Here is a 20,021-nt window from a genome sequence, read left to right as displayed (position 1 = left end):
ACTCGGGCAGGGCGGCGCGGATGTAGCGGGACTGCTCGGCGGTGGGGACGTAGTCGGTGGGCAGGCCGGCGCGGGGGCAGGTCGACGAGGGCGGCACGCCGTCCTCGGGCGCCGCGGCTCGCCCCTTGGCCCATCCGGGCGTGGTGGTGCTGGGCGTGGTGGTGCCGGGCGTGACGGCGTCGGGCGTGACGGCGTCGGCGATGCGGGTGAGCTTGTCGGCGAGGCCGGGTGACACCTGGCCTGTGGTGGCCGGTGGCGGCGCGGGTGGCGTGCCCGTCCGCGCGGCACCCGGCGGGTCGAGCACCGCGTCGGCGTCGTCCACCGGTGCTGGCGTGATCGGCGGTGTCGCCGGCGGACTGGCGTCGATGGTGCCGGAGATGGGGAGGGCTTCCGCGGTCCGGGTGGTGGTGGCGTCGGCGGCAGGCGTGGTGGTCGTGCGGGTCGCGGTGGCGTCGAGGTGGTGGAGGTGGCCGTCGACGCCGAGGACCTTCCCGGTCCAGCGGTCGGTGCGGATCCGGCGGTAGGAGTGTCCGGCGGCGAGGAGCTCGCGGGCGACGTCGGCAGGGACCGCGCCGTGGCCGGCGAGCCACGCGGCCTCGTCGTCGAGGCCGAGCAGCGTGGGCAGCGAGATGTTGAGCTGGGGGCCGTTGCACGGCCCGGCGTGCGCCCGACCGTCCCGGCGCGGGCCGGCACTGGTGTCGGTGGCCAGGCCGACGAGGGCGTCGAAGCGGCGGGCGTCGACGCCGCGGCGGTCGGGCAGCCCGGCCGGGTCGGTGGTGACGGGGTCCAGGCCCGCGGCGACCGCGGCGTGCGGGTCGGCCCCCGCGTTCGGGCCGGTGCGGGTGGTGGCCCACGTGGTGATCCGGTGGAACAGGGCCGTGATGTCCGCGACCGGACCGGTGGCGACGAGCTCGGCCGCCCCGTCACCGAGCGGCTGGACGAGGACGCGGCGGCGGCAGGTCTCGTAGCGGAGGCGGCGGTTGGTCGCGTCGACCTCGAGCCGGGCCACGAGGGCCCGGACCTTCCGCTTCACACCGGGCGGGTCGAGGCGGGGGAGGTCGTCGGCGAGGTGGGTGTCGACCCAGCGGGCCTGCTCGTCCGTCAGGCCCGCCGTACCGGAGACGACGGCGTGCGCCTGGCCCGGGCAGATCGCCCCGCCGCGTAATGCCGCCCGGGTCTGCGGCAGCGCGGTCGTTAGCGCAAGCGCGTCCTGCACCAGTCGCCGCGCGCCCGCGACCCCGACCCGCAGGGCGAGGGCGATCTCGGTCACCACGGCCTCGGCCGGGTCCCCGCCCAGCCGTCCGAACCGGGCGGTCTCGACCGGGTCCCCGTCGACCGGCACACCCAGGGCCGCGGCCGTCTCGTCGACGAGGTCGGCCACCAGACCCAGCATCACGGCGTGCTCGGCCGATGCGGCCGTGTGGGCGTCGCGGAGCTGGTCCAGGACCGCTCGACCCGCGCGGCGGGAGAGGGGGAGGTCGCCCACCGGCACGTCGAGCGGGCCGGCCGACGCCGACGCACCGGACGAAGCACGGGACGGAGCACCGGACGCGTCGAGGTCGTCGGCCGCCCAGGGTGCTTGGTCGCGCGGGCGGTCCTCTTCGGGCTCTTGCAGCGCCACCTCGACCACCCCCTCGTGACCGTCGTCCGAACGTGTGTTCGAATGGTAGTCGAGAGGGCCGACAACCGCCACGGCTGTCCACCGGTCCTCTGGAACCTGCGCCTGCGCCTGCGCCGGCCCGCTGAGCCGTCCTCGTGTCGCACGGCGTCTCCTCGTCGGGCGGCGCCGACGAGGCAGGGCGGAGCGGGCGGCGGTCCGCCCGCACCGAGCGCGCCGGGAGCTGAAGCCCGGTCCCGAGGCTTGCCGCCCCCGCCTCGCCCGCTCCCGCCCCGCCCCCGGCGGTGCCAGCCGCCTACGGTGGAGACGTGCCCCCCTCGACGCCGCGGACGGACGTGCCGACCGACCACCCGGGGGACGGGACGCCCCCGGACGGCCCGCTCGTCGACCGCCTCGTGGACTGGGACCTCGCCGTCCGCGTCGCCGGCCGGCTGGTGCCGCCCGGCCCGCAGGTCAGCGCCCGCGAGGCCGAGCGTGCCGTCGCCTCGCTGGGCCGCCTGGCGGGACGGGCCACCGAGCACGTCGCCCTGACCACGGGGCTCGAGGTGCCGGCGGGGGAGCCGGCGGTCGTCGTCGACCGGCCCGGGTGGGTGCGGGCCAACGTGGCCGCCTTCCGCTCCCTGCTCGAGGTGCCGGTCCAGCGCTCCGCCGAGCAGCGCACCGCGCGCAGGGCGGCCGAAGGTCGCAGCACCAGGAAGGACGGCCCCGCCGACGCCGTCGCCGCGGCGGTCGGCCGGCGGGCCACCGGGGCGGAGGTCGGGGCGCTGCTCGCCTGGCTCGCCCCGCGCGTGCTCGGCCAGTACGACCCCTTCGGCCCGCCGCCCGCCGACCGGCCGGACGAGGCGGGGCGGCTGCTGCTCGTGGCGCCCAACGTCGTCGCGGTCGAGCGCGAGCTGCAGCTGCGCCCCCGCGACTTCCGGCTGTGGGTGTGCCTGCACGAGGAGACGCACCGCGTGCAGTTCGCGGCCGCCCCCTGGCTCGCGGGCCACCTGCGCTCGCGGACCGAGGGCCTCGTCGGCGACGTCGTCGGCGAGCCCGGCGCCCTGCTGGCCCGCCTACGCACCGCGGCCGCCCGCCTGCCGACGGCCGTCGGCGAGGGCGGCGACGGCCTCGTCGGCCTCCTCGCGACGCCGGAGCAGCAGCGGGTGGTCGCCCAGGTCACGGCGGTCATGGCGCTGCTCGAGGGGCACGCCGACGTCGTCATGGACGACGTCGGCCCCGACGTCGTCCCCGGCGTCGAGACGGTGCGGGCCCGCTTCCAGGCACGGCGCGGGGGCCGTCCCGGCCTCGACCGGGTGGTCCGCCGCCTGCTCGGCATGGACGCGAAGATGCGGCAGTACACCGACGGCGCCGCCTTCGTCCGCGGCGTGCAGGAGCGCGTGGGCACCGAGGGCCTCAACGCGGTCTGGACCGGCCCCGAGCTGCTGCCCACGCCCGACGAGGTGGCCGACCCCGACGCGTGGGTGCGCCGCGTCCACGGCTGACGCGGAGAGCGAGATGGCCGGCCCGCACCCGGCGGTCGCGGACGTCCGACGGGCGGTCGCCGCCGCCCTGGCGGACCTCCCGCCCGGCGCCCTCGTGCTCGTCGGCTGCAGCGGCGGGCCGGACTCGCTCGCCCTCGCCGAGGGCCTCGCCCGCTGGGCACGACCCGGTCGTCGGGGCGTCGACGGCCGCCGGGCCGGCGCGGTCGTCGTCGACCACGGGCTCCAGGACGGCAGCGCGGAGGTCGCCGACCGGGCCGCCGACGCCTGCCGCGGCCTCGGGCTCGACCCGGTCGAGGTCGTCGCGCTGCCCCCCGACCCTGGGCACGGGGGAGGAGGGCCGGAGGCCCGCGCCCGTGACGGCCGCCACGCCGCCCTCGCCGACGCGGCCGCCCGGACGGGCGCCGCCGCCGTCCTCCTCGGGCACACGCGCGACGACCAGGCGGAGCAGGTCCTCCTCGGCCTGGCGCGCGGTGCGGGCGCGCGGTCCCTCGCGGGCGTCCCGCCCCGTCGCGGCGTCGTTCGGCGGCCGCTCCTCGGGCTGCCGCGGTCGACGACGCTCGCGGCCTGCGCCGCCCTCGGGCTCGAGCCGTGGCACGACCCGACCAACGCGCCACCGCCGCCGGGGGAGCGGGGTGCCCGGCGTGCGCACGTCCGCGGAGTCCTGCTGCCGGCCCTGGAGGCGGGCCTCGGGCCCGGCGTCGCGGCGGCGCTGGCCCGCACGGCCGAGCACCTGCGCGAGGACGCCGACGTCCTCGACGCCCTCGCGGCCGACCTGCTCGCGCGGGCGCGGGCGGCCGCCGGCGACGGCGGCGACCCGGCCGGTGACGGTGACCCCGACCCCCTCGCGGCCGTCGTCGTCCTCGACGTCCGCGCCCTGTCCGACGCACCGCCCGCCCTCCGTCGCCGGGCCCTGCGGGGCGCGGCCGTCGCCGCCGGGGCGCCGGCGGGCTCGCTCGGCAGCACCCACGTCGGCGCGCTCGACGCGCTCGTGACCGCGTGGCGCGGGCAGGGGCCCGCCGACCTCCCGGGCGGCGTCGTCGCCCGACGGGCCGACGGGCGGCTGCGGCTCGCCCGCCCCTGACGCCGGTCCGCCGCCGGTCCGCCGCCGTGTCGTCGCCCCCGGGCCGTCGGGGCCGGGACCGCGCGCCGGAGCACCGCCGGGGTCGTGGCAGGCTTGCCCCCGGCGCGGGGCCACCGCCCCGCCCCGCGGCGCGCGTCGCCGCGACCGACGACGCCGCGCACGAGCGCGCGGCGGACGGGAGGTCCGCGTGGACGCCGCCGACATGGGGGACGACCTCGAGAAGGTCCTCGTCAGCGAGGAGGCCATCGCCACCCGCCTCGGCGAGCTCGCCGCGCAGGTGGACGAGGACTACGCCGGCAAGGACGTCCTGCTCGTCGGGGTGCTCAAGGGCGCCGCCCTCGTCATGGCCGACTTCGTCCGCGCGCTCCGCGTGCCCGCGCAGATGGACTGGATGGCGGTCTCCAGCTACGGGTCCGGGACCAAGTCGTCCGGCGTCGTGCGGATCGTCAAGGACCTCGACACCGACATCACCGGCCGGCACGTCCTCATCGTCGAGGACATCATCGACTCCGGCCTGACGCTGTCCTGGCTCGTCGCGAACCTCTCCAGCCGCGGCGCCGCCTCGGTCGAGATCCTCACGCTGCTGCGCAAGCCCGAGGCCGCCAAGGTCCACGTGGACGTGCGCTACACCGGCTTCGAGATCCCCAACGAGTTCGTCGTCGGCTACGGCCTGGACTTCGCCGAGCACTACCGCGGCCTGCCCTTCGTCGGCACGCTCGCCCCCCACGTCTACAGCTCCTGACGTCTCCCCCCGAGGTGCCGTGACCACCACCGCCGTCCCTCCCGTCGCCACCGGCGGGCCCGGGCCCGAGGACGTCGCCGCCGCGCTGCGGCGCGCGGGCCTCGACGACGTCGACGCGTCCGGCCGGCGCCGCGCGGAGTACTCCACCGACGCCTCGCTGTACCGCGTGGTGCCGCAGGTGGTGGCCTTCCCGCGGTCGGCCGACGACGTCGCGGCCGCCGTCGGGGTCGCGCGCGACCTGCGGGTGCCCGTCGTGGCCCGCGGCGGCGGGACGTCGATCGCCGGCAACGCCGTCAGCACGGGGGTCGTCCTCGACACGTCCCGGCACCTCGCGCGGCTGCTCGAGCTCGACGCCGAGGCGGGCACCGCCGTCGTCGAGCCGGGCATCGTCCTCGGCGACCTCCAGCGGCTCCTCGCGCCCCACGGACTGCGCTTCGGCCCCGACCCGTCCTCGGGCTCCCGCGCCGCCCTCGGCGGGATGATCGGCAACAACGCCTGCGGCTCACGTGCTCTCGGCTACGGGCGGACGGACGCCAACGTCCTCGGCCTCCACGCCGTCGCCGGCACCGGCGAGGAGCTCGTCCTGCGCAGCACCGGCGGCGAGCCCGCGGACCGGCCGCAGGGCACGCCCGCGCTGTCGACGCCCGCGACCTCTCCGCTGCTGGCCTCCCTGCGCGAGGTCGTCGCCGGTGACCTGGCGACCATCCGCACGGAGATGGGCCGCTTCGGCCGGCAGGTCTCCGGGTACGCGCTCGAGCACCTGCTGCCGGAGAAGGGCTTCGACGCGAGCCGCCTGCTCGTCGGCAGCGAGGGGACCCTCGCGCTCGTCACCCGCGCCGAGCTCCGGCTCGTCCGCCAGCCCGCGCGGACGGTGCTCGTCGTGCTCGGCTACCGCGACATGGTCGAGGCCGCCGAGGCCGTCCCCGCGATCCTCCGCCACGGGCCCGTGGCCTGCGAGGGCCTGGACCGGCGGATCGTCGACGCCATCGAGCAGCGGCTCCGCGCGCCCGTCCCCGCCCTGCCCGAGGGCGGCGGCTGGCTGCTCGTCGAGCTGGGCACCGACGAGCGCGGCGCCACCCCCGAGGGGCTGGCGGACCTCGCCGCCCGCGCACGGGCGGTCGTCGCCGACGGCGGCACGCCGGCGGCGCGGGTCGTCGAGGACGCCGCCGAGGCGCGGGCGCTCTGGCGCATCCGCGAGGACGGCGCCGGCCTGGCCACGCGGGCGCCGTCGGGCCGTCCGGGCCACGCCGGCTGGGAGGACACGGCCGTGCCGCCCGAGAAGCTGGCCGGCTACCTGCGCGACTTCGACGCGCTCATGGAGTCCTACGGCCTGACGGCCATCCCCTACGGCCACTTCGGCGACGGCTGCCTCCACGTCCGCATCGACTACCCGCTCGAGGAGCGCGGCCGCGAGGGCGTCTACCGCGAGTTCGTCGACGCCGCAGCGGCTCTCGTCGCCTCCTACGGCGGGTCGATGTCGGGGGAGCACGGCGACGGGCGTGCCCGGAGCGAGCTGCTGCACCACATGTACTCGCCGCGGGTGCTCGACCTCTTCGGCCGGGTCAAGGACGTCTTCGACCCCGAGGACGTGCTCAACCCCGGTGTCCTCGTGCGCCCGCGGGCGCTCGACGACGACCTCCGGCCGCGGCCGTGGCCCGCTCCCGCCCTCACCGGGAAGGGCGCCCCGGGCGCGGCGAAGGCGCCGTCGCGGCCGCAGCCGCTGGCCTTCGGCTACCGCGCCGACGGCGGCAGCTTCGCCGCCGCGGTCCACCGGTGCGTCGGCGTCGGCAAGTGCCGCGCCGACACGACGCCGGCCGGGGGCGTCATGTGCCCCTCGTACCTCGCGACCAAGGACGAGAAGGACTCCACGCGAGGGCGTTCGCGCGTGCTCCAGGAGATGGTCGCCGGCTCGCTCGGGGCCGACTCGCCCGTGCGCGACGGGTGGCGCTCGCCCGAGGTCGCCGACGCCCTCGACCTCTGCCTGTCGTGCAAGGGCTGCCTGTCGGACTGCCCCACGGGCGTCGACATGGCCACGTACAAGGCGGAGGCGACGCACCAGCGCTACAAGGGCCGCCTGCGCCCGGCCAACCACTACGTGCTCGGCTGGCTGCCGTACCTGTCGCGCGTCGCCTCGCTGGTGCCCGGCCTCGCCAACGGCACGCTCGCCGTCGGGCCGCTGGCCCGGACGGTCAAGCGCCTCGGCGGGATCGACGTGCGTCGCGGGCTGCCCCGCTTCGCCCGCCGCCGCTTCAGCGCCTCCGCGCCCGCCGTGCTGGCCGACGCCCGGGCCGGGCGGGCCGGGACGCCGGCGGCGACCGCGGGTGACGCACCGCGCACCCGGCAGAAGGTCGTCCTGTGGGCCGACAGCTTCACCGAGCACTTCTCGCCCGAGGTCGGCCACGCGGCGGTCCGGGTCCTCGAGCACGCGGGCCTGGACGTCGAGCTGGCCCCCCGCGACGTCTGCTGCGGCCTGACGCTCGTCTCGACCGGCCAGCTCGACCTCGCCCGACGCCAGCTGCGCCGCACCGTGCGTCGGCTCGCGGAGGCCACGTCCGGCGGGCCCGACGGCGTCCCCGTCCCGCTCGTCGTCCTCGAGCCCTCGTGCCTGGCCGTGCTGCGCCACGACGCGTCCGCGCTGCTGTCGGGCGACGACGCCGTCCCGGAGGGCCTCGTCACCGAGCTCGCCGCGCGCTCGCGGACCCTCGCCGAGGTGCTCGAGGCCTACGCCGGTGACGTCGACTGGCCGCACCTGCAGGGTCTCACCGCCGTCGCGCAGCCGCACTGCCACCAGCACGCGGTCCTCGGCTACGAGACCGACGCGCAGCTGCTGCGCCGCAACGGCGTCACGCTGCAGACCCTCGGCGGGTGCTGCGGCCTGGCGGGCAACTTCGGCGTCGAGCAGGGGCACTACGAGGTCTCGGTCGCGGTGGCCCGGACCGCCCTGCTGCCGGCCGTGGAGGCCGCGCCGCCCGACGCCGTCGTGCTGGCCGACGGCTTCTCCTGCCGCACGCAGCTCGACGAGCTCGCCGACCGGCCGGGCGTCCACCTCGCGACGCTGCTCGCGAGGGGCCTGCCGGGCTGACACCGGAGGACGGGCGCGCGCCGCGTGGCCCGCCCGTCACGAACGGGCGCCCGTTCGCGATCCGTCGGCCGTCCCCGGTGACGAAAGGGCGCCTGTTCGCGCCGTGAGGGCCCTTCCGATGACGAATGGGCGCCTGTTCGCGCTCCGCGGGCCCTTCCGGTGTCGAACGGGCGCCTGTTCGCGCTGCGGGAGCCGCTCCGATGACGAATGGGCGCCTGTTCGCGCTGCGGGGGCCGCTCCGATGGCGACTGGGCGCCTGCTCGCGCTCGGGAGGGCGTTCCGACGACGGCTGACGCTCGTGGGCCCCCTCGGTCATCGGCCGGAGGTGAGCGCCGCAGGTGAGTGCCGCTGCCCCGTCGCTGCGGGGGCGGCCGACGACGTCGTCGGCTCGGACGTGCCACCGCTCCGAGGCCCCGGCCGTTCTCTGGACCGGCACCCCGGCCGGGCGCCGGCACCCCCCGTGGGCCGGCGCCCGGACCGCCGTCGGGCCTCGGGGAGCCGTCCAGGCGCGGGCTGCTGGCGCCCCCTGCGTGCCAGCTGCCCGCTGTCGTCGGCTCCTCGTCGAGGTCCTTGGTCAAGCGGTTGCGCACCAATGTAGGCAAGCCTTCCGTCGATCGCCAAGACGTAGACCGATATGTGACCGCACCGTGACGTCGGGTCACCCTCCGCGCGTGCGAGCATGAGCGGCCCCGGGCTCCCGGCCGGGGTGCGCCGGCGCCCCGACAGGCTTTCCGGCGCGCCGTGACCCGCTGCCCTGGAGGGTGCTCCCGTGCCCGTCGTCGACCGCCCCGTCGTCCCCGCCCCTCGCCGGGACCGTCGTCGTACCGCCTCGGTGGTCGCCGCCGGGCTCGCCCTCGTGGTCGCTGCCACGGCGTGCACCGACGCCGACGGCGTCGAGGACGACCGGCTCGTCCTCGAGGTCGGCGACGAGCCGCCGGCGACGCAGGAGGAGGAGGTGGCCCTCTGGGAGCAGCGCATCGCGGAGTTCGAGGAGCGTCACCCGGACATCCGGGTCGACAGCACCCCGGTGCCCTACTCGCCGGACACCTTCCGCGCTCAGCTCGAGGCCGACGCGCTGCCGGACGTCCTGCTCGTGCCCTTCACCGAGCCGCAGGGCCTCATCGCTCGGGGCGAGCTCTCCGACCTCAGCACCGCCCTGGCGGACACGGGTCTCGAGGACCTCGTCAACCCAGGGCTCCAGGGCGTCGTCTCGGACGGCGAGGGCGTCTACGGCGTCCCCGTCAGCGCGTACTCGATGGGACTCGTCTACAACCGCGCCGTCTTCACCGCTGCGGGCCTCGACCCCGACGCCCCCCCGACCACCTGGGACGAGGTCCGCGCCGCGGCCGCCCAGATCACCGATCGCACGGACGCTGTCGGCCTCGCCCACATGGGTGCGGAGAACTACGGCGGCTTCACGCTGACCGCGGAGACCTACTCCTTCGGGGGCCGCGTCCAGGACGACGACGGGCAGCTCCTCCTCACCGACGGCCCGATGGCCGAGGCCCTCGAGCTCCTTCGTGCGATGCGCTGGGAGGACGGCTCGGTCGACCCCGAGGCCGGGCACACGTCGGAGACCGCTGCCGCCCGGCTCGCCTCCGGCCGCGTCGGCATGTACGTCGCGGCCCCGGACGTGTACGGGGCGCTCGTCGGGCGGCTCGGGATGAGTCCGGACGACGTCGGCGTGGGCGCCCTCCCGCGGGGCACCGAGGGCGACGACTACGCGACCCTGGCCGGCGGCACCGCGGCCATCGTCCCTGCCGGCGCGAGCGAGGAGGTCAGGCGTGCGGCGGTGGAGTGGGTGGAGTTCTCCTCGCTCGAGCGCTACGTCGACGAGGAGGCGGCCCTGGCGGAGGCGGAGGCGCTGCGCGGTACGCCCGTCTTCCTGGGCGTGCCGGGACTCAGCCCCGTCGACGAGGGGGCCTATGCGCAGTGGCAGGAGTGGGTCGCGGACGACATCGACGTGCCGCTGGACAACTTCCGCGGGTACACCGCGGCGCTGCCGGAGCAGGAGGTGCAGGAGGAGCCGGGCGACCAGGCGCAGGTCGTGTACCGCTTCCTCGACGACGTCGTGCAGGCGGTGCTCGTCGACGAGAGCACCGACATCGACACGCTGCTGGCGGAGACGCAGGAAGAGCTCGCGGCCGAGCTCGAGCGGAGCTGAGGCAGGCCGCCGCGCGGATCGGCGGGTCGAGCTGCAGGGAGAGGTCGGGGGCGAGAGTGGCGCGTAGCGCAGCCGTCGGAGCCGGGCGGGTCGAGGCTGCCCCCTGCACCGTGGGCGGCGGCGCGGTCGAGGCGTCCTCGGCCTCTCCGCGACGGTCCCGCGTGGCACGGGCCAGGGCGACGCTGCCCGCCCTGCTCCTCGCGCTGCCGGCCGTCCTGGTCTTCGGCGTCTTCGCCTGGTGGCCTCTCGTCCGGGGCCTCGTGCTCGCCGGCCAGGAGAGCCGGGCCGGGGCGGACCCGCGGTGGGTGGGTCTCGACAACGTCACCTACGTCCTCGCCGACCCCCTCGTCGCCACGGCGGCCCTGAACACCCTGGCCTACACCGGGCTGGCCCTCGTCGTCGGCTTCCCGCTGCCCGTGGTCCTCGCCGTCGTCCTGACCGAGCTGCGGCGCACCCGCTCCCTGGCGACGACTCTCGTCTACCTCCCGGTCGTCATGCCTCCGGCCGTGGCGGTGCTCCTCTGGCGGACGCTCCTCGACCCCGCGGACAGCGGCGTGCTCAACACCCTCCTGGCGCGGGTGGGCGTCGAGCCCCAGCCCTGGCTCGCCTCGACGACGACCGCGCTGCCGGCGGTCGTCGTGGCCGCCACGTGGGCGAGCGCCGGTTCCGCCGTCGTCGTCTACGTCGCTGCGCTGTCCTCGGTGAGGACCGAGCTGTACGAGGCAGCCGAGCTCGACGGGGCCGGCGTCCTCGCCCGCGTGCGGCACGTGACGCTCCCGCACCTGCGAGGCGTCCTCCTGGTGATGCTGCTGCTGCAGCTGATCGGGACGGCTCAGGCCTTTACCGAGCCGTTCCTCCTCACCCGTGGCGGGCCGCAGCGGTCGACGACGACGCTGCTCATGGTCATCCGGGAGTACGCCGTCGTCCGCGGCGACCTCGGGGCGGCGGCGGCGCTCGGTGCGCTCCTCGCACTCTCGCTCGTGGCCGTGTCCGTGGCCTACTGGCGTCTCACGAGACGCTGGGGGAGCGCATGAACCTCCTGGGTCGGGCCACCGGCTCGCGGCCCCGGGCCTCCGAGCAGCGCACGCTCCGCTCGCCGGTGGCCCGCCGTCGACGCGGCGGTCGCGCGGCGGGTGCGGCGCTCGCCGCGGCCGTCCTCGCCGTCCTCGCCGTCGTGTCGCTCGGCCCGCTGCTGTGGCTGGCGAAGGCGTCGGTGTCCACGACGCAGGACCTGCTGCGCGAGCCGTTGGCCCTGTGGCCCTCGGGGGCCCGGTGGGACAACCTGGCTCAGGCGTGGGGCCAGGGCCAGGTCGGCCGTCACCTGGCGACGACCGCGGCCGTGGCCGGTGGCTCCCTCGTCGTCACGCTCGTCGTCGCGGTGACCGCCGCGTACGTCATCGCCGTCCTGCGGCCTCGGTGGGCGCCGCTGCTGACGGGTGGCCTCGTGGCGACGTTGCTGGTGCCGGGGGTGGCCCTGCTCGTCCCGCGGTACCTGACGGTGGCAGACATCCCCCTCCTCGGCCTCGACCTACGGGACAGCTACTGGGCGGTCTGGCTGCCTGCGGGAGCCGACGCCTTCGTGGTCCTCGTCCTCGCCCGGTACTTCGCCGGTCTGCCGCGGGAGATTTTCGAGGCGGCACGCGTCGACGGGGCGGGCCCCTTCCGCGTCCTCCTGCAGGTCGTCCTGCCCCTGTCCGGACCGGGCCTCACCGTGGTGTCGTTGCTCACGGTGGTCGCCGCCTGGAAGGACTTCCTGTGGCCGTCGCTCGTCCTGCTCGACCCCTCGCTCCAGCCGGTCGCCGTGGCTCTTCCGCGGCTGCTCGAGCCCCTGCCCCTCGCCGAGCAGATGGCCGCCCTCTTCCTCGCCGCACTCGTGCCGGTCCTGCTCTTCGTCCTGCTCCAACGCCACTTCTTCGCCGCCGCCGGCGCCTCAGGGGGGACCTCCCGATGACCACCACCGGACCGGCGGGCGCCGCGCCCGCGAGGCCCCTCCCCGGCCGAGTCCTCGTCACGGGCGCCGCCGGGCGCATCGGGGGCGCCGTCAGTCGGCTGCTGCACGCGGAGGGGGTGGCCGTGACGGCGCTCGACGTCGTGCCCGCCCCGTCGTGCGCTGCCGACCGGGTGGTCGTCGGGTCGGCCTGCGACGTCGACGTCGTCGCCGACGGGCTGGAGGGGGCGGACGCCGTCGTGCACCTCGCCGCCATGCCGCACCGGGACTCGGGCCGCCCGTACGACGTCTACCGCACCAACGTCTCCGCCACCTTCAACGTGCTGTCGCAGGCGGGGGAGCTCGGGGTCGCCCGGGCCGTCATCGCCTCGAGCATCAACGCGCTCGGCATCCCGATGAACCACCACGAGGTCATGCCGGCGTACTTCCCGCTCGACGAGTGCTCCCCGGCCGACGTCGACGACTGGTACTCGCTGTCCAAGCAGGCCGACGAGGCGACGGCCCAGATGGTGCACCGGCACTGGGGCACCGACGTGCTGGCGCTGCGCTTCCCGCTCGTGGACACCCCGGAGGTGCTGCGCGCCAAGGCGGACCGGCTCGCGGCCGATCCCGCCGCGGGCGCCCGCGAGGGGTGGTCCTACCTCGACCTGCGTGACGCGGCGGCCGCGGTGCTGGCGGGCCTCGTGGCCCCCTGGTCGGGCGCCCACGTCCTCATGCTGTCGGCCGCCGACACGCTCGTCGCCCGCCCGACGGCGGAGCTGCTGCGCGAGCACGCGCCCGGCGTGCCCGTCCGCGGCGACGTGCCCGGCCGCTGCCCGCTCGTCGACGCCGGACGGGCCCGCGAGCTGCTCGGCTTCCGGCCGCGTCACAGCGTCCACGCCGCGCCGCCGTCGGTCGTCGGCCCGCGCCGGCCGGCGGTCGGGCGCCCCGCGCGCTGACCCGGGCGTCGGCCGCGGCGCCGGCTCAGCGGGACGTCGGCCCGGGGACGGTCGAGTCGCCGACCACCAGCTCGCACGGCAACGACCGCACGCCGGGCGCCGCGCCCGCGGGGTCGGGGGAGAGCAGGTGCTCGGCCGCGGCACGGCCGAGGGAGCCGAGGAGCGGGTCGACGCTCGTGAGCCGCCGCTCGCCGTCGACGGAGCCCGTGTCCGGCCAGTTGTCGACGCCGACCACGGCGACGTCGTCGGGCACCCGGACGCCGCCGTCGCGGAGGACCTCCAGCAGGCCGCCGGCGATCTGGTCGTTGCCGCAGAAGACGGCGTCCACGTCGACGCCGTCGGCGAGGAGGCGGCGCCCGGCCTCGACGCCCCAGGCGCGGTGCCACGTGCCCCGCATCGGGGCGCCGCCGACGAGCGGCAGCCCCGCGGCGTCGAGCACCCCCTGCAGGCCCGCGACCCGCTCGTCCGCCGCACGGTCGCCCTGCGCCGTCACGTGGGCCACCTTCGTGCGGCCGATGTCGAGCAGGTGCTGGGTGGCCAGCCGCCCGGCCATGACGCCGTCGGAGATAAAGGACACGTCGCCCGGGCCGTCGGAGACGCCGAAGGCGTAGGCGACGGGGACGGCGAAGTCGGCGGTGACGGAGCGGATGTGCTCGCCGAGGCCGTCGCCGATGACGAGGAGCGAGTCGACCCGGCGGCCGCGGAAGCGCTCGACGTCCTCGCGCGTGAGCCCGTCGGACAGCAGGACGGCCATCTCCTTCGCGCCGAGCGCCGCCGTCGCGCCGACGAGGACGGGCATCGTGAAGGTGGCGTGCGCCTTGTGCGTCATGACGCCGACCGTCCGGCTGCGGCCCGTGGCGAAGAACTGGGCCAGGGCGTCGGGCCGGAAGCGCAGCCGCTCGGCCGCCTCGACGACCCGCATCCGGGTGGTCGCGGACATGCGACCGCCGCCGGACAGGGCGCGGGAGACGGTGGAGGGGGAGACGCCGGCCTCCTGGGCGACGTCGGACAGGCGCGGTGCCCGGGGCGCCGACGGCATGGGACCCCCTCGCTCGGCGCTGGCGGTGCCGGGCGGGCCGGCGCCGACGGCCCGGCGGCCGCACGCGGCGAAAGTACCGCAACGCGGGACGGGACGGACGGGCCTGCTGCGCCCACGGCGAACGTCGTCGTCGCGACGGAACGCCGCCCGCGGACGACCCGTTCGGAGGGTCGTGCGGGAGGCCGTCGGCCGCCCGCCGTCCGGGTGCCGCAGGGGCCGTGGGCGCTGCTCCGGCGCCCGGCGGCGTCGGACCCCCGGTGTACCGTCGATCCACGCCGTGCGACCAGGAGGGACGGGGCCCCGGCCCCCGCAGCCGATGAACCTCAAGAAGCTCGCCCGCGGTCCGATCCTCTGGGTCGTCATCGCGCTCGCCGTCCTGCTCCTCGCGACGCAGCTGTTCAACCCGTCGGCGGCGACCAAGGTCGACACCTCGCGGGGCCTCGAGCTCCTCGAGGGCGGCACCGTCACCAGCGCGCTCCTCGTCGAGGGCGAGAACCGGGTGCAGCTCGGGCTGTCGGAGCCCGTCGACGTCGAGGGGCGCGAGACCCGCAGCGTCACCTTCAACTACGTGGACCCCCGCGGCGACGACGTCGTCCAGGCCATCTCCGACGCGCAGGTCGCCACGGTCGACGACGAGGTGCCGCGCCAGTCGTTCCTCGGCTCGCTGCTCTCGACGCTGCTGCCGCTCATCATCCTCGTGGCGATCTTCTGGTTCGTGCTGTCCCGCATGCAGGGCGGCGGCGGGCGCATCGCCCAGTTCGGCAAGTCCAAGGCCAAGATGGTCTCCAAGGAGAGCCCCAAGGTCACCTTCGCCGACGTCGCCGGCGCGGACGAGGCCGTCGAGGAGCTCCAGGAGATCAAGGACTTCCTCTCCGACCCGACCCGCTTCCAGGAGGTCGGCGCCAAGATCCCCAAGGGCGTCCTCCTGTACGGCTCGCCGGGCACCGGCAAGACGCTCCTCGCCCGCGCCGTCGCGGGGGAGGCCGGCGTCCCGTTCTTCTCGATCTCCGGCTCGGACTTCGTCGAGATGTTCGTCGGCGTCGGCGCCAGCCGGGTCCGTGACCTCTTCGAGCAGGCCAAGACCAACGCCCCCGCCATCATCTTCGTCGACGAGATCGACGCCGTCGGCCGCCACCGCGGCGCCGGCATGGGCGGCGGGCACGACGAGCGCGAGCAGACGCTCAACCAGCTCCTCGTCGAGATGGACGGCTTCGACCCGAAGACCAACGTCATCCTCATCGCGGCCACGAACCGGCCCGACATCCTCGACCCGGCCCTGCTGCGCCCGGGCCGCTTCGACCGCCAAATCAGCGTCGAGCCGCCCGACATGAAGGGCCGCGAGCAGATCCTCCGCGTCCACGGGCAGGGCAAGCCGCTCGCGGCGGACGTCGACCTGGCCGCCGTGGCCAAGCGGACGCCCGGCTTCAGCGGTGCCGACCTGGCCAACGTCCTCAACGAGGCCGCGCTGCTCACCGCGCGCACCCACGCCAAGGTCATCGACAACGCCGCGCTCGACGAGGCCATCGACCGCGTCATCGCGGGGCCGCAGAAGCGGACGCGCCTCATGAACGAGGCCGAGAAGAAGATCACCGCCTACCACGAGGGCGGTCACGCGCTCGTCGCCGCCGCCATGCGGCACACCGACCCGGTGACGAAGGTGACGATCCTCCCGCGCGGCCGGGCCCTCGGCTACACGATGGTCATGCCGTCCGAGGACAAGTACTCGACCACCCGCAACGAGCTCCTCGACCAGCTCGCCTACGCCCTCGGCGGCCGCGTGGCCGAGGAGATGGTCTTCCACGACCCCACGACGGGCGCGAGCAACGACATCGAGAAGGCCACCGGCATGGCCCGCAAGATGGTCACCCAGTTCGGCATGAGCGAGCGGGTCGGCGCCATCAAGCTCGGCACGGCCGCCGGCGAGCCCTTCATGGGCCGCGACATGGGCCACGACCGCGGGTACGGCGAGAGCCTCGCCGCCGTCGTCGACGACGAGGTCCGCCGCCTCATCGAGGCCGCGCACGACGAGGCGTGGGAGGTCGTCGTCGAGCACCGCCCGGTCCTCGACGCCCTCGTCGAGCGGCTCCTCGAGAAGGAGACGCTGGACGCCGCCGAGCTCGCGGAGATCTTCGAGCCCGTCGCCAAGCGCCCGCTGCGGCCCGTGTGGCTGTCGAGCGAGCGGCGCCACGTCTCCGACCAGCCGCCGGTGCTCTCGCCGGCCGAGCGCCGCCGCCTCAACGGGTCGGTCAACGGCCACCGCCCGCCGGCGCCGCAGGACCAGGCGGCGTCCGTGCGGCCGGAGCACCCGGCCGAGGGCGCCGTCGAGGTCCCCGGCGACGGCCGGGTCGACCCGGGCCAGCAGGGCTGACGGGTGGGCGCCGGAGCGCCCTCGCGGATCGGCCCGCTGGAGACGGCCGCCCTCACCGGGCCGAGCAGCCGTCCCTTCGACGCCGCCCGCGCCGAGGCGGCCGTCCGCGAGCTGCTGATCGCCGTCGGCGAGGACCCCGACCGTGACGGCCTGCTCGACACCCCGGCCCGGGTCGCGCGCATGTACGCCGAGGTCCTCGGCGGCCTGCGCGAGGACCCGGCCGAGGTGCTGCGGACGTCGTTCGACCTGGGGCACGACGAGCTCGTCCTCGTGCGCGACATCGAGGTGTACTCGCTCTGCGAGCACCACCTCGTGCCCTTCCACGGCGTCGCGCACGTCGGGTACGTGCCGGCGGCGGACGGCCGCATCACCGGGCTGTCCAAGCTGGCCCGCCTCGTCGACGTCTTCGCACGGCGCCCGCAGGTGCAGGAGCGGCTGACGAGCCAGGTCGCCGACGCCCTCGTGGAGCACCTGCAGCCGCGCGGCGTCATCGTCGTCGTCGAGTGCGAGCACCTCTGCATGTCGATGCGCGGGGTCCGCAAGACCGGCGCGCGCACGGTGACCTCCGCGATGCGGGGGCAGCTGCGCGACCCGGCCACCCGCGCCGAGGCGCTCGCCCTCCTCCACGGGCGATGACCGCGGTGGTCGCCGCGCCGTCGGTGCCCGGGCTCACCGCCCCGGCCGCCGGCCGCACGCTCGTCCTCGGCGTCCTCAACACGACGCCGGACTCCTTCAGCGACGGCGGGTCGTACCCGGACGCGGCCGCCGCCGTCCGGCACGGCCTGGCCCTCGCGGCTGCGGGCGCCGACCTCGTCGACGTCGGCGGGGAGTCCACCCGGCCGGGCGCCGTGCGGGTCGACGCCGCCGAGGAGCAGCGCCGCGTCGTCCCCGTCGTCCGCGCGCTCGCCGCGGAGGGGGTGGCCGTCAGCGTCGACACGATGCGCGCCGCCACCGCCGAGGCGGCCGTCGCGGCCGGCGCCGTGCTCGTCAACGACGTCAGCGGGGGGCTCGGCGACCCCGCGATGGCCGGCGTCGTCGCGGACCTCGACGTCCCCTACGTCGTCATGCACTGGCGCGGGCACAGCGACGTCATGACGTCGCTCGCCACCTACGGCGACGTCGTCGCGGACGTGCGCGCCGAGCTCGAGGAGCGCGTCGGTGCGCTGCTGGCCGCCGGGGTGCGCCGGGAGCGGCTCGTGCTCGACCCGGGCCTCGGCTTCGCCAAGGACGCCGACCACGGGTGGGCGCTGCTCGCGGGTCTCGACCGCCTCGCCGCCCTCGGCCTGCCCCTGCTCGTCGGCGCGTCCCGCAAGCGGATGCTCGGCACGCTGCTCGTCTCCGCGGACGGCACGCCCCGGCCCGCCGGCGGCCGGGACGCCGCGACCGCGGCCGTCACGGCCCTCGTCGCCGCGCAGGGGGTCTGGGGCGTCCGCGTCCACGACGTCGCCCCCAGCGCCGACGCCGTCCGCGTGGCCGCGCGGTGGCGCGGCGCCGCGACGGCCCCCTCGTCCTCGGCGGCCGGCCGATGAGCGCCGACGTCGCCCGGGACCGGGTGGAGCTGCGCGGCCTGCGGGTCCGCGGCCGTCACGGCGTGCTGGCCGCCGAGCGCGAGCTCGGGCAGGTCTTCGTCGTCGACCTCGTGCTGGAGCTCGACACGCGGGCCGCGGCCGCGAGCGACGACGTCCTCGACACCGTCCACTACGGCGAGGTGGCAGAGGAGGTCACCGCCGTCGTCGCGGGGGAGCCCGTCGCCCTCCTCGAGCGCCTCGCGCAGCGCGTCGCCGACGTCGTCCTCGCCCGCGAGCGCGTGCTCGCCGTCGAGGTGGCCGTCCACAAGCCGGCCGCGCCGATCACCGTGGCCTTCGAGGACGTCGTCGTGCGGGTCCGCCGCGAGGCGCCGCCGCGGGGCACTCCCGTCGTCCTCGCGCTCGGCTCGGACCTCGGCGACCGCGCGGAGGTGCTGCGCTCGGCCGTCGCCGCGCTCGCCCGCGTCCCGGGCCTGCACCTGACGCGCGTGTCGCCGGTCGTCGAGTCGGCGCCCGTCCGGCTGCCCGGGACGGCCGCCGCCGAGGAGGCCGACCAGCAGCCCTTCCTCAACGCCGTGGTCGTCGGCACGACGACGCTGGCGCCGCACGACCTGCTCGCCGCCTGCCTCCGGGTCGAGGCGGGGCACGGGCGCGTGCGGCTCGAGCGGTGGGGCCCGCGGACGCTCGACGTCGACGTCGTCGACCTCGGCGGCACCGTCGCCCGGGACGACGAGCGGCTCCTCCTGCCCCACCCGCGCGCGCACGAGCGGCCCTTCGTCGTCGTCCCGTGGTCGCTCGTGGACGCGGGCGCGGTGCTCGCCGGCCCGGGCGGCGGGCCGGTCGGCGACCTGGCGTCGTCCCTGACGGCGGCCGACCCGGACGCCGTCCGCGTCCGCGCGGACGTCGACCTGCCGCTGCCCGACGTCGCGGCCGGGGGAGCGGCGTGACGCCGACCCGCTGGACGACGCCCGTCGGCGTCGCCGTCGTCACCGCCGTGCTGGGGTTCGCCCTCGTCGGGCCGCTCGAGATGATGGGGCTGCGGCTCACGCAGCTGCCGTGGACCGCCGTCGCGGCCGTCCTCCTGCTCGCCGTCGTCGTCCTCGTGCTCGGCTGGCCCGTGCGGCGCTGGACCCGCGGCCACCGCGACCGTCCGCTCGACCCCCTGCGCGCCGCGCGGACGGCGGCCCTCGGCCAGGCGTCGGCGCTCGCCGGGGCGGCGCTCGTCGGCTGGTACGTCGGGCAGGTCCTCCACCTGCTGCCCGACGTGGCCTTCCCGCTGCCGCGCGCCTCCGTCGTCAACCTCGGCGTCGCGGCAGGCGCCTCCGCGCTGCTCCTCGTCGCGGGCCTCGTCGTCGAGCGGTGGTGCCGCCTGCCCCCGGAGGACGACGACGAGCCCGGCCCCGGCGGCGGTCGCGCGGCGCGTCCGACCGCCTGAGGGCCGTCAGACCCGCGCGAGCCGTCGGACGGCCGCCAGCCCCTCCGGCGTCCCCGGCCAGTGCCGCGCCAGGGCGTCCGGCCCGGCAGCCCGGACGACGGAGCGCAGGACGAGGGCGACGACGACGGCGTCGTCGGCCCAGCCCAGCACCGGGACGACGTCGGGCACGAGGTCGACCGGCAGGGCCAGGTAGCCGACCGCGAGCCACAGCCGCACGCGCACCCCGCGCGGCAGGGTGCCGTCCGCGGCGAGCCGGCGCAGCATCCGCAGCAGGTCGGGCAGCAGCCGCAGCGCCTCGCGCAGGCTCGTCGCCTCCGGCCTGCCCCTCCAGAGGGCGGCGAGGAGGAGCAGCCACAGCACGACCGCGGCGACGACGGCGCCCAGCAGCACCGACCACAGCAGGTCCCACGACGCCCACGAGGTCCACGACGACGGCACGCCGCCACCCTGGCACCCCGCCTGACCGGCCGACGCGGCCGGCACATCGGTGCCCTCCTGCCGCCCGGGGGCCCGGATGTCGGCACATCGGCGCTCTCTTGCCTGCCGGATGTCCGGATGTCGCCACATCGGCGCCCTCTTGCCGTCTGGGGGTTCGG

General features: G+C 76.9%; 16 protein-coding genes. 13 read left to right on the top strand and 3 right to left on the bottom strand.

Going from position 1 to position 20,021, the window contains the following annotated elements:
• Positions 1-1,393 (bottom strand): DUF222 domain-containing protein (locus EDC03_RS10085; protein WP_148058051.1); only part of this gene is annotated, 1,393 nt, incomplete at its 3' end.
• A 533-nt stretch (positions 1,394-1,926) separates the two neighbouring features.
• Between EDC03_RS10085 and EDC03_RS10080 the strand changes: the two genes are divergently transcribed.
• The 8 genes from EDC03_RS10080 (at position 1,927) to EDC03_RS10045 (ending at position 13,057) form a co-directional block, all read left to right on the top strand.
• On the top strand, positions 1,927-3,102 hold the full coding sequence (locus EDC03_RS10080; RefSeq protein WP_199720114.1) for a zinc-dependent metalloprotease: 1,176 nt from the start codon (positions 1,927-1,929) through the stop codon (positions 3,100-3,102).
• A gap of 13 nt (positions 3,103-3,115) precedes the next feature.
• Complete coding sequence (tilS, locus tag EDC03_RS10075) at positions 3,116-4,183, top strand: tRNA lysidine(34) synthetase TilS (protein ID WP_123380057.1); 1,068 nt, start codon at positions 3,116-3,118, stop codon at positions 4,181-4,183.
• Positions 4,184-4,370: 187 nt separating this feature from the next.
• Complete coding sequence (gene hpt, locus EDC03_RS10070; protein WP_123380056.1) at positions 4,371-4,925, top strand: hypoxanthine phosphoribosyltransferase; 555 nt, start codon at positions 4,371-4,373, stop codon at positions 4,923-4,925.
• A 19-nt stretch (positions 4,926-4,944) separates the two neighbouring features.
• Positions 4,945-8,007 carry an FAD-binding and (Fe-S)-binding domain-containing protein gene (locus EDC03_RS10065; RefSeq protein ID WP_123380055.1) on the top strand — a complete coding sequence of 1,021 codons (3,063 nt, stop codon included), beginning with the start codon at positions 4,945-4,947 and terminating at the stop codon, positions 8,005-8,007.
• A gap of 769 nt (positions 8,008-8,776) precedes the next feature.
• Complete coding sequence (locus EDC03_RS10060) at positions 8,777-10,171, top strand: ABC transporter substrate-binding protein (RefSeq protein ID WP_123380054.1); 1,395 nt, start codon at positions 8,777-8,779, stop codon at positions 10,169-10,171.
• Positions 10,172-10,332: 161 nt separating this feature from the next.
• Complete coding sequence (locus EDC03_RS10055) at positions 10,333-11,205, top strand: carbohydrate ABC transporter permease (RefSeq protein WP_199720113.1); 873 nt, start codon at positions 10,333-10,335, stop codon at positions 11,203-11,205.
• On the top strand, positions 11,202-12,122 hold the full coding sequence (locus EDC03_RS10050) for a carbohydrate ABC transporter permease (RefSeq protein ID WP_123380052.1): 921 nt from the start codon (positions 11,202-11,204) through the stop codon (positions 12,120-12,122). Before EDC03_RS10055 ends, EDC03_RS10050 begins: the two co-directional genes overlap by 4 nt.
• Positions 12,119-13,057, top strand: coding sequence for an NAD-dependent epimerase/dehydratase family protein (locus EDC03_RS10045; RefSeq protein WP_123380051.1), 939 nt, complete (start codon positions 12,119-12,121; stop codon positions 13,055-13,057). The genes EDC03_RS10050 and EDC03_RS10045 overlap by 4 nt, the downstream gene beginning before the upstream one ends.
• A 25-nt stretch (positions 13,058-13,082) precedes the next feature.
• Here EDC03_RS10045 and EDC03_RS10040 read toward each other — a convergent pair whose 3' ends face one another.
• Positions 13,083-14,096 (bottom strand): LacI family DNA-binding transcriptional regulator, encoded by a 1,014-nt coding sequence (locus tag EDC03_RS10040; RefSeq protein ID WP_123380050.1) that lies wholly within the window; start codon positions 14,094-14,096, stop codon positions 13,083-13,085.
• Positions 14,097-14,412: 316 nt separating this feature from the next.
• On the opposite strand from EDC03_RS10040, the gene ftsH reads away from it, so the two are divergent.
• Genes ftsH through EDC03_RS10015 form a run of 5 tightly spaced genes read left to right on the top strand, consistent with a single transcriptional unit; the run spans position 14,413 to position 19,425 of the window.
• On the top strand, positions 14,413-16,464 hold the full coding sequence (gene ftsH, locus EDC03_RS10035) for an ATP-dependent zinc metalloprotease FtsH (protein ID WP_123380049.1): 2,052 nt from the start codon (positions 14,413-14,415) through the stop codon (positions 16,462-16,464).
• A 27-nt stretch (positions 16,465-16,491) separates the two neighbouring features.
• Positions 16,492-17,100 carry a GTP cyclohydrolase I FolE gene (gene folE, locus EDC03_RS10030; RefSeq protein WP_422393818.1) on the top strand — a complete coding sequence of 203 codons (609 nt, stop codon included), beginning with the start codon at positions 16,492-16,494 and terminating at the stop codon, positions 17,098-17,100.
• Positions 17,097-17,993 carry a dihydropteroate synthase gene (gene folP, locus EDC03_RS10025; protein ID WP_123380047.1) on the top strand — a complete coding sequence of 299 codons (897 nt, stop codon included), beginning with the start codon at positions 17,097-17,099 and terminating at the stop codon, positions 17,991-17,993. The genes folE and folP overlap by 4 nt, the downstream gene beginning before the upstream one ends.
• The gene (gene folK / locus EDC03_RS10020; protein WP_123380131.1) at positions 17,990-18,937 is read left to right on the top strand and encodes a 2-amino-4-hydroxy-6-hydroxymethyldihydropteridine diphosphokinase; all 948 of its coding nucleotides are present in this window, start codon (positions 17,990-17,992) and stop codon (positions 18,935-18,937) included. The genes folP and folK overlap by 4 nt, the downstream gene beginning before the upstream one ends.
• Positions 18,934-19,425: a DUF3180 domain-containing protein gene (locus tag EDC03_RS10015; RefSeq protein ID WP_158674261.1), complete on the top strand. Its 492-nt coding sequence runs from the start codon at positions 18,934-18,936 to the stop codon at positions 19,423-19,425. The genes folK and EDC03_RS10015 overlap by 4 nt, the downstream gene beginning before the upstream one ends.
• Positions 19,426-19,431: 6 nt before the next feature.
• Here the strand turns inward: EDC03_RS10015 and EDC03_RS10010 are convergent, their stop codons facing one another.
• The gene (locus tag EDC03_RS10010; protein ID WP_199720112.1) at positions 19,432-19,863 is read right to left on the bottom strand and encodes a DUF1232 domain-containing protein; all 432 of its coding nucleotides are present in this window, start codon (positions 19,861-19,863) and stop codon (positions 19,432-19,434) included.
• Positions 19,864-20,021 lie beyond the last annotated feature (158 nt).

Origin of the sequence: Pseudokineococcus lusitanus (assembly GCF_003751265.1) — a bacterium.
GTDB classification, from domain to species: Bacteria; Actinomycetota; Actinomycetes; order Actinomycetales; family Quadrisphaeraceae; genus Pseudokineococcus; species Pseudokineococcus lusitanus.
This window is presented reverse-complemented; position numbering and strand designations above follow the sequence as displayed.

What these genes read in the sequence shown, in the direction of transcription:
- folP (WP_123380047.1), top strand. Translation starts at nt 17,097, where the DNA reads ATGACCGCGGTGGTCGCCGCGCCGTCGGTGCCCGGGCTCACCGCCCCG.
- ftsH (WP_123380049.1), top strand. Translation starts at nt 14,413, where the DNA reads ATGAACCTCAAGAAGCTCGCCCGCGGTCCGATCCTCTGGGTCGTCATC.
- tilS (WP_123380057.1), top strand. Translation starts at nt 3,116, where the DNA reads ATGGCCGGCCCGCACCCGGCGGTCGCGGACGTCCGACGGGCGGTCGCC.
- folK (WP_123380131.1), top strand. Translation starts at nt 17,990, where the DNA reads ATGAGCGCCGACGTCGCCCGGGACCGGGTGGAGCTGCGCGGCCTGCGG.
- EDC03_RS10045 (WP_123380051.1), top strand. Translation starts at nt 12,119, where the DNA reads ATGACCACCACCGGACCGGCGGGCGCCGCGCCCGCGAGGCCCCTCCCC.
- EDC03_RS10050 (WP_123380052.1), top strand. Translation starts at nt 11,202, where the DNA reads ATGAACCTCCTGGGTCGGGCCACCGGCTCGCGGCCCCGGGCCTCCGAG.
- EDC03_RS10040 (WP_123380050.1), bottom strand. Translation starts at nt 14,096, where the DNA reads ATGCCGTCGGCGCCCCGGGCACCGCGCCTGTCCGACGTCGCCCAGGAG.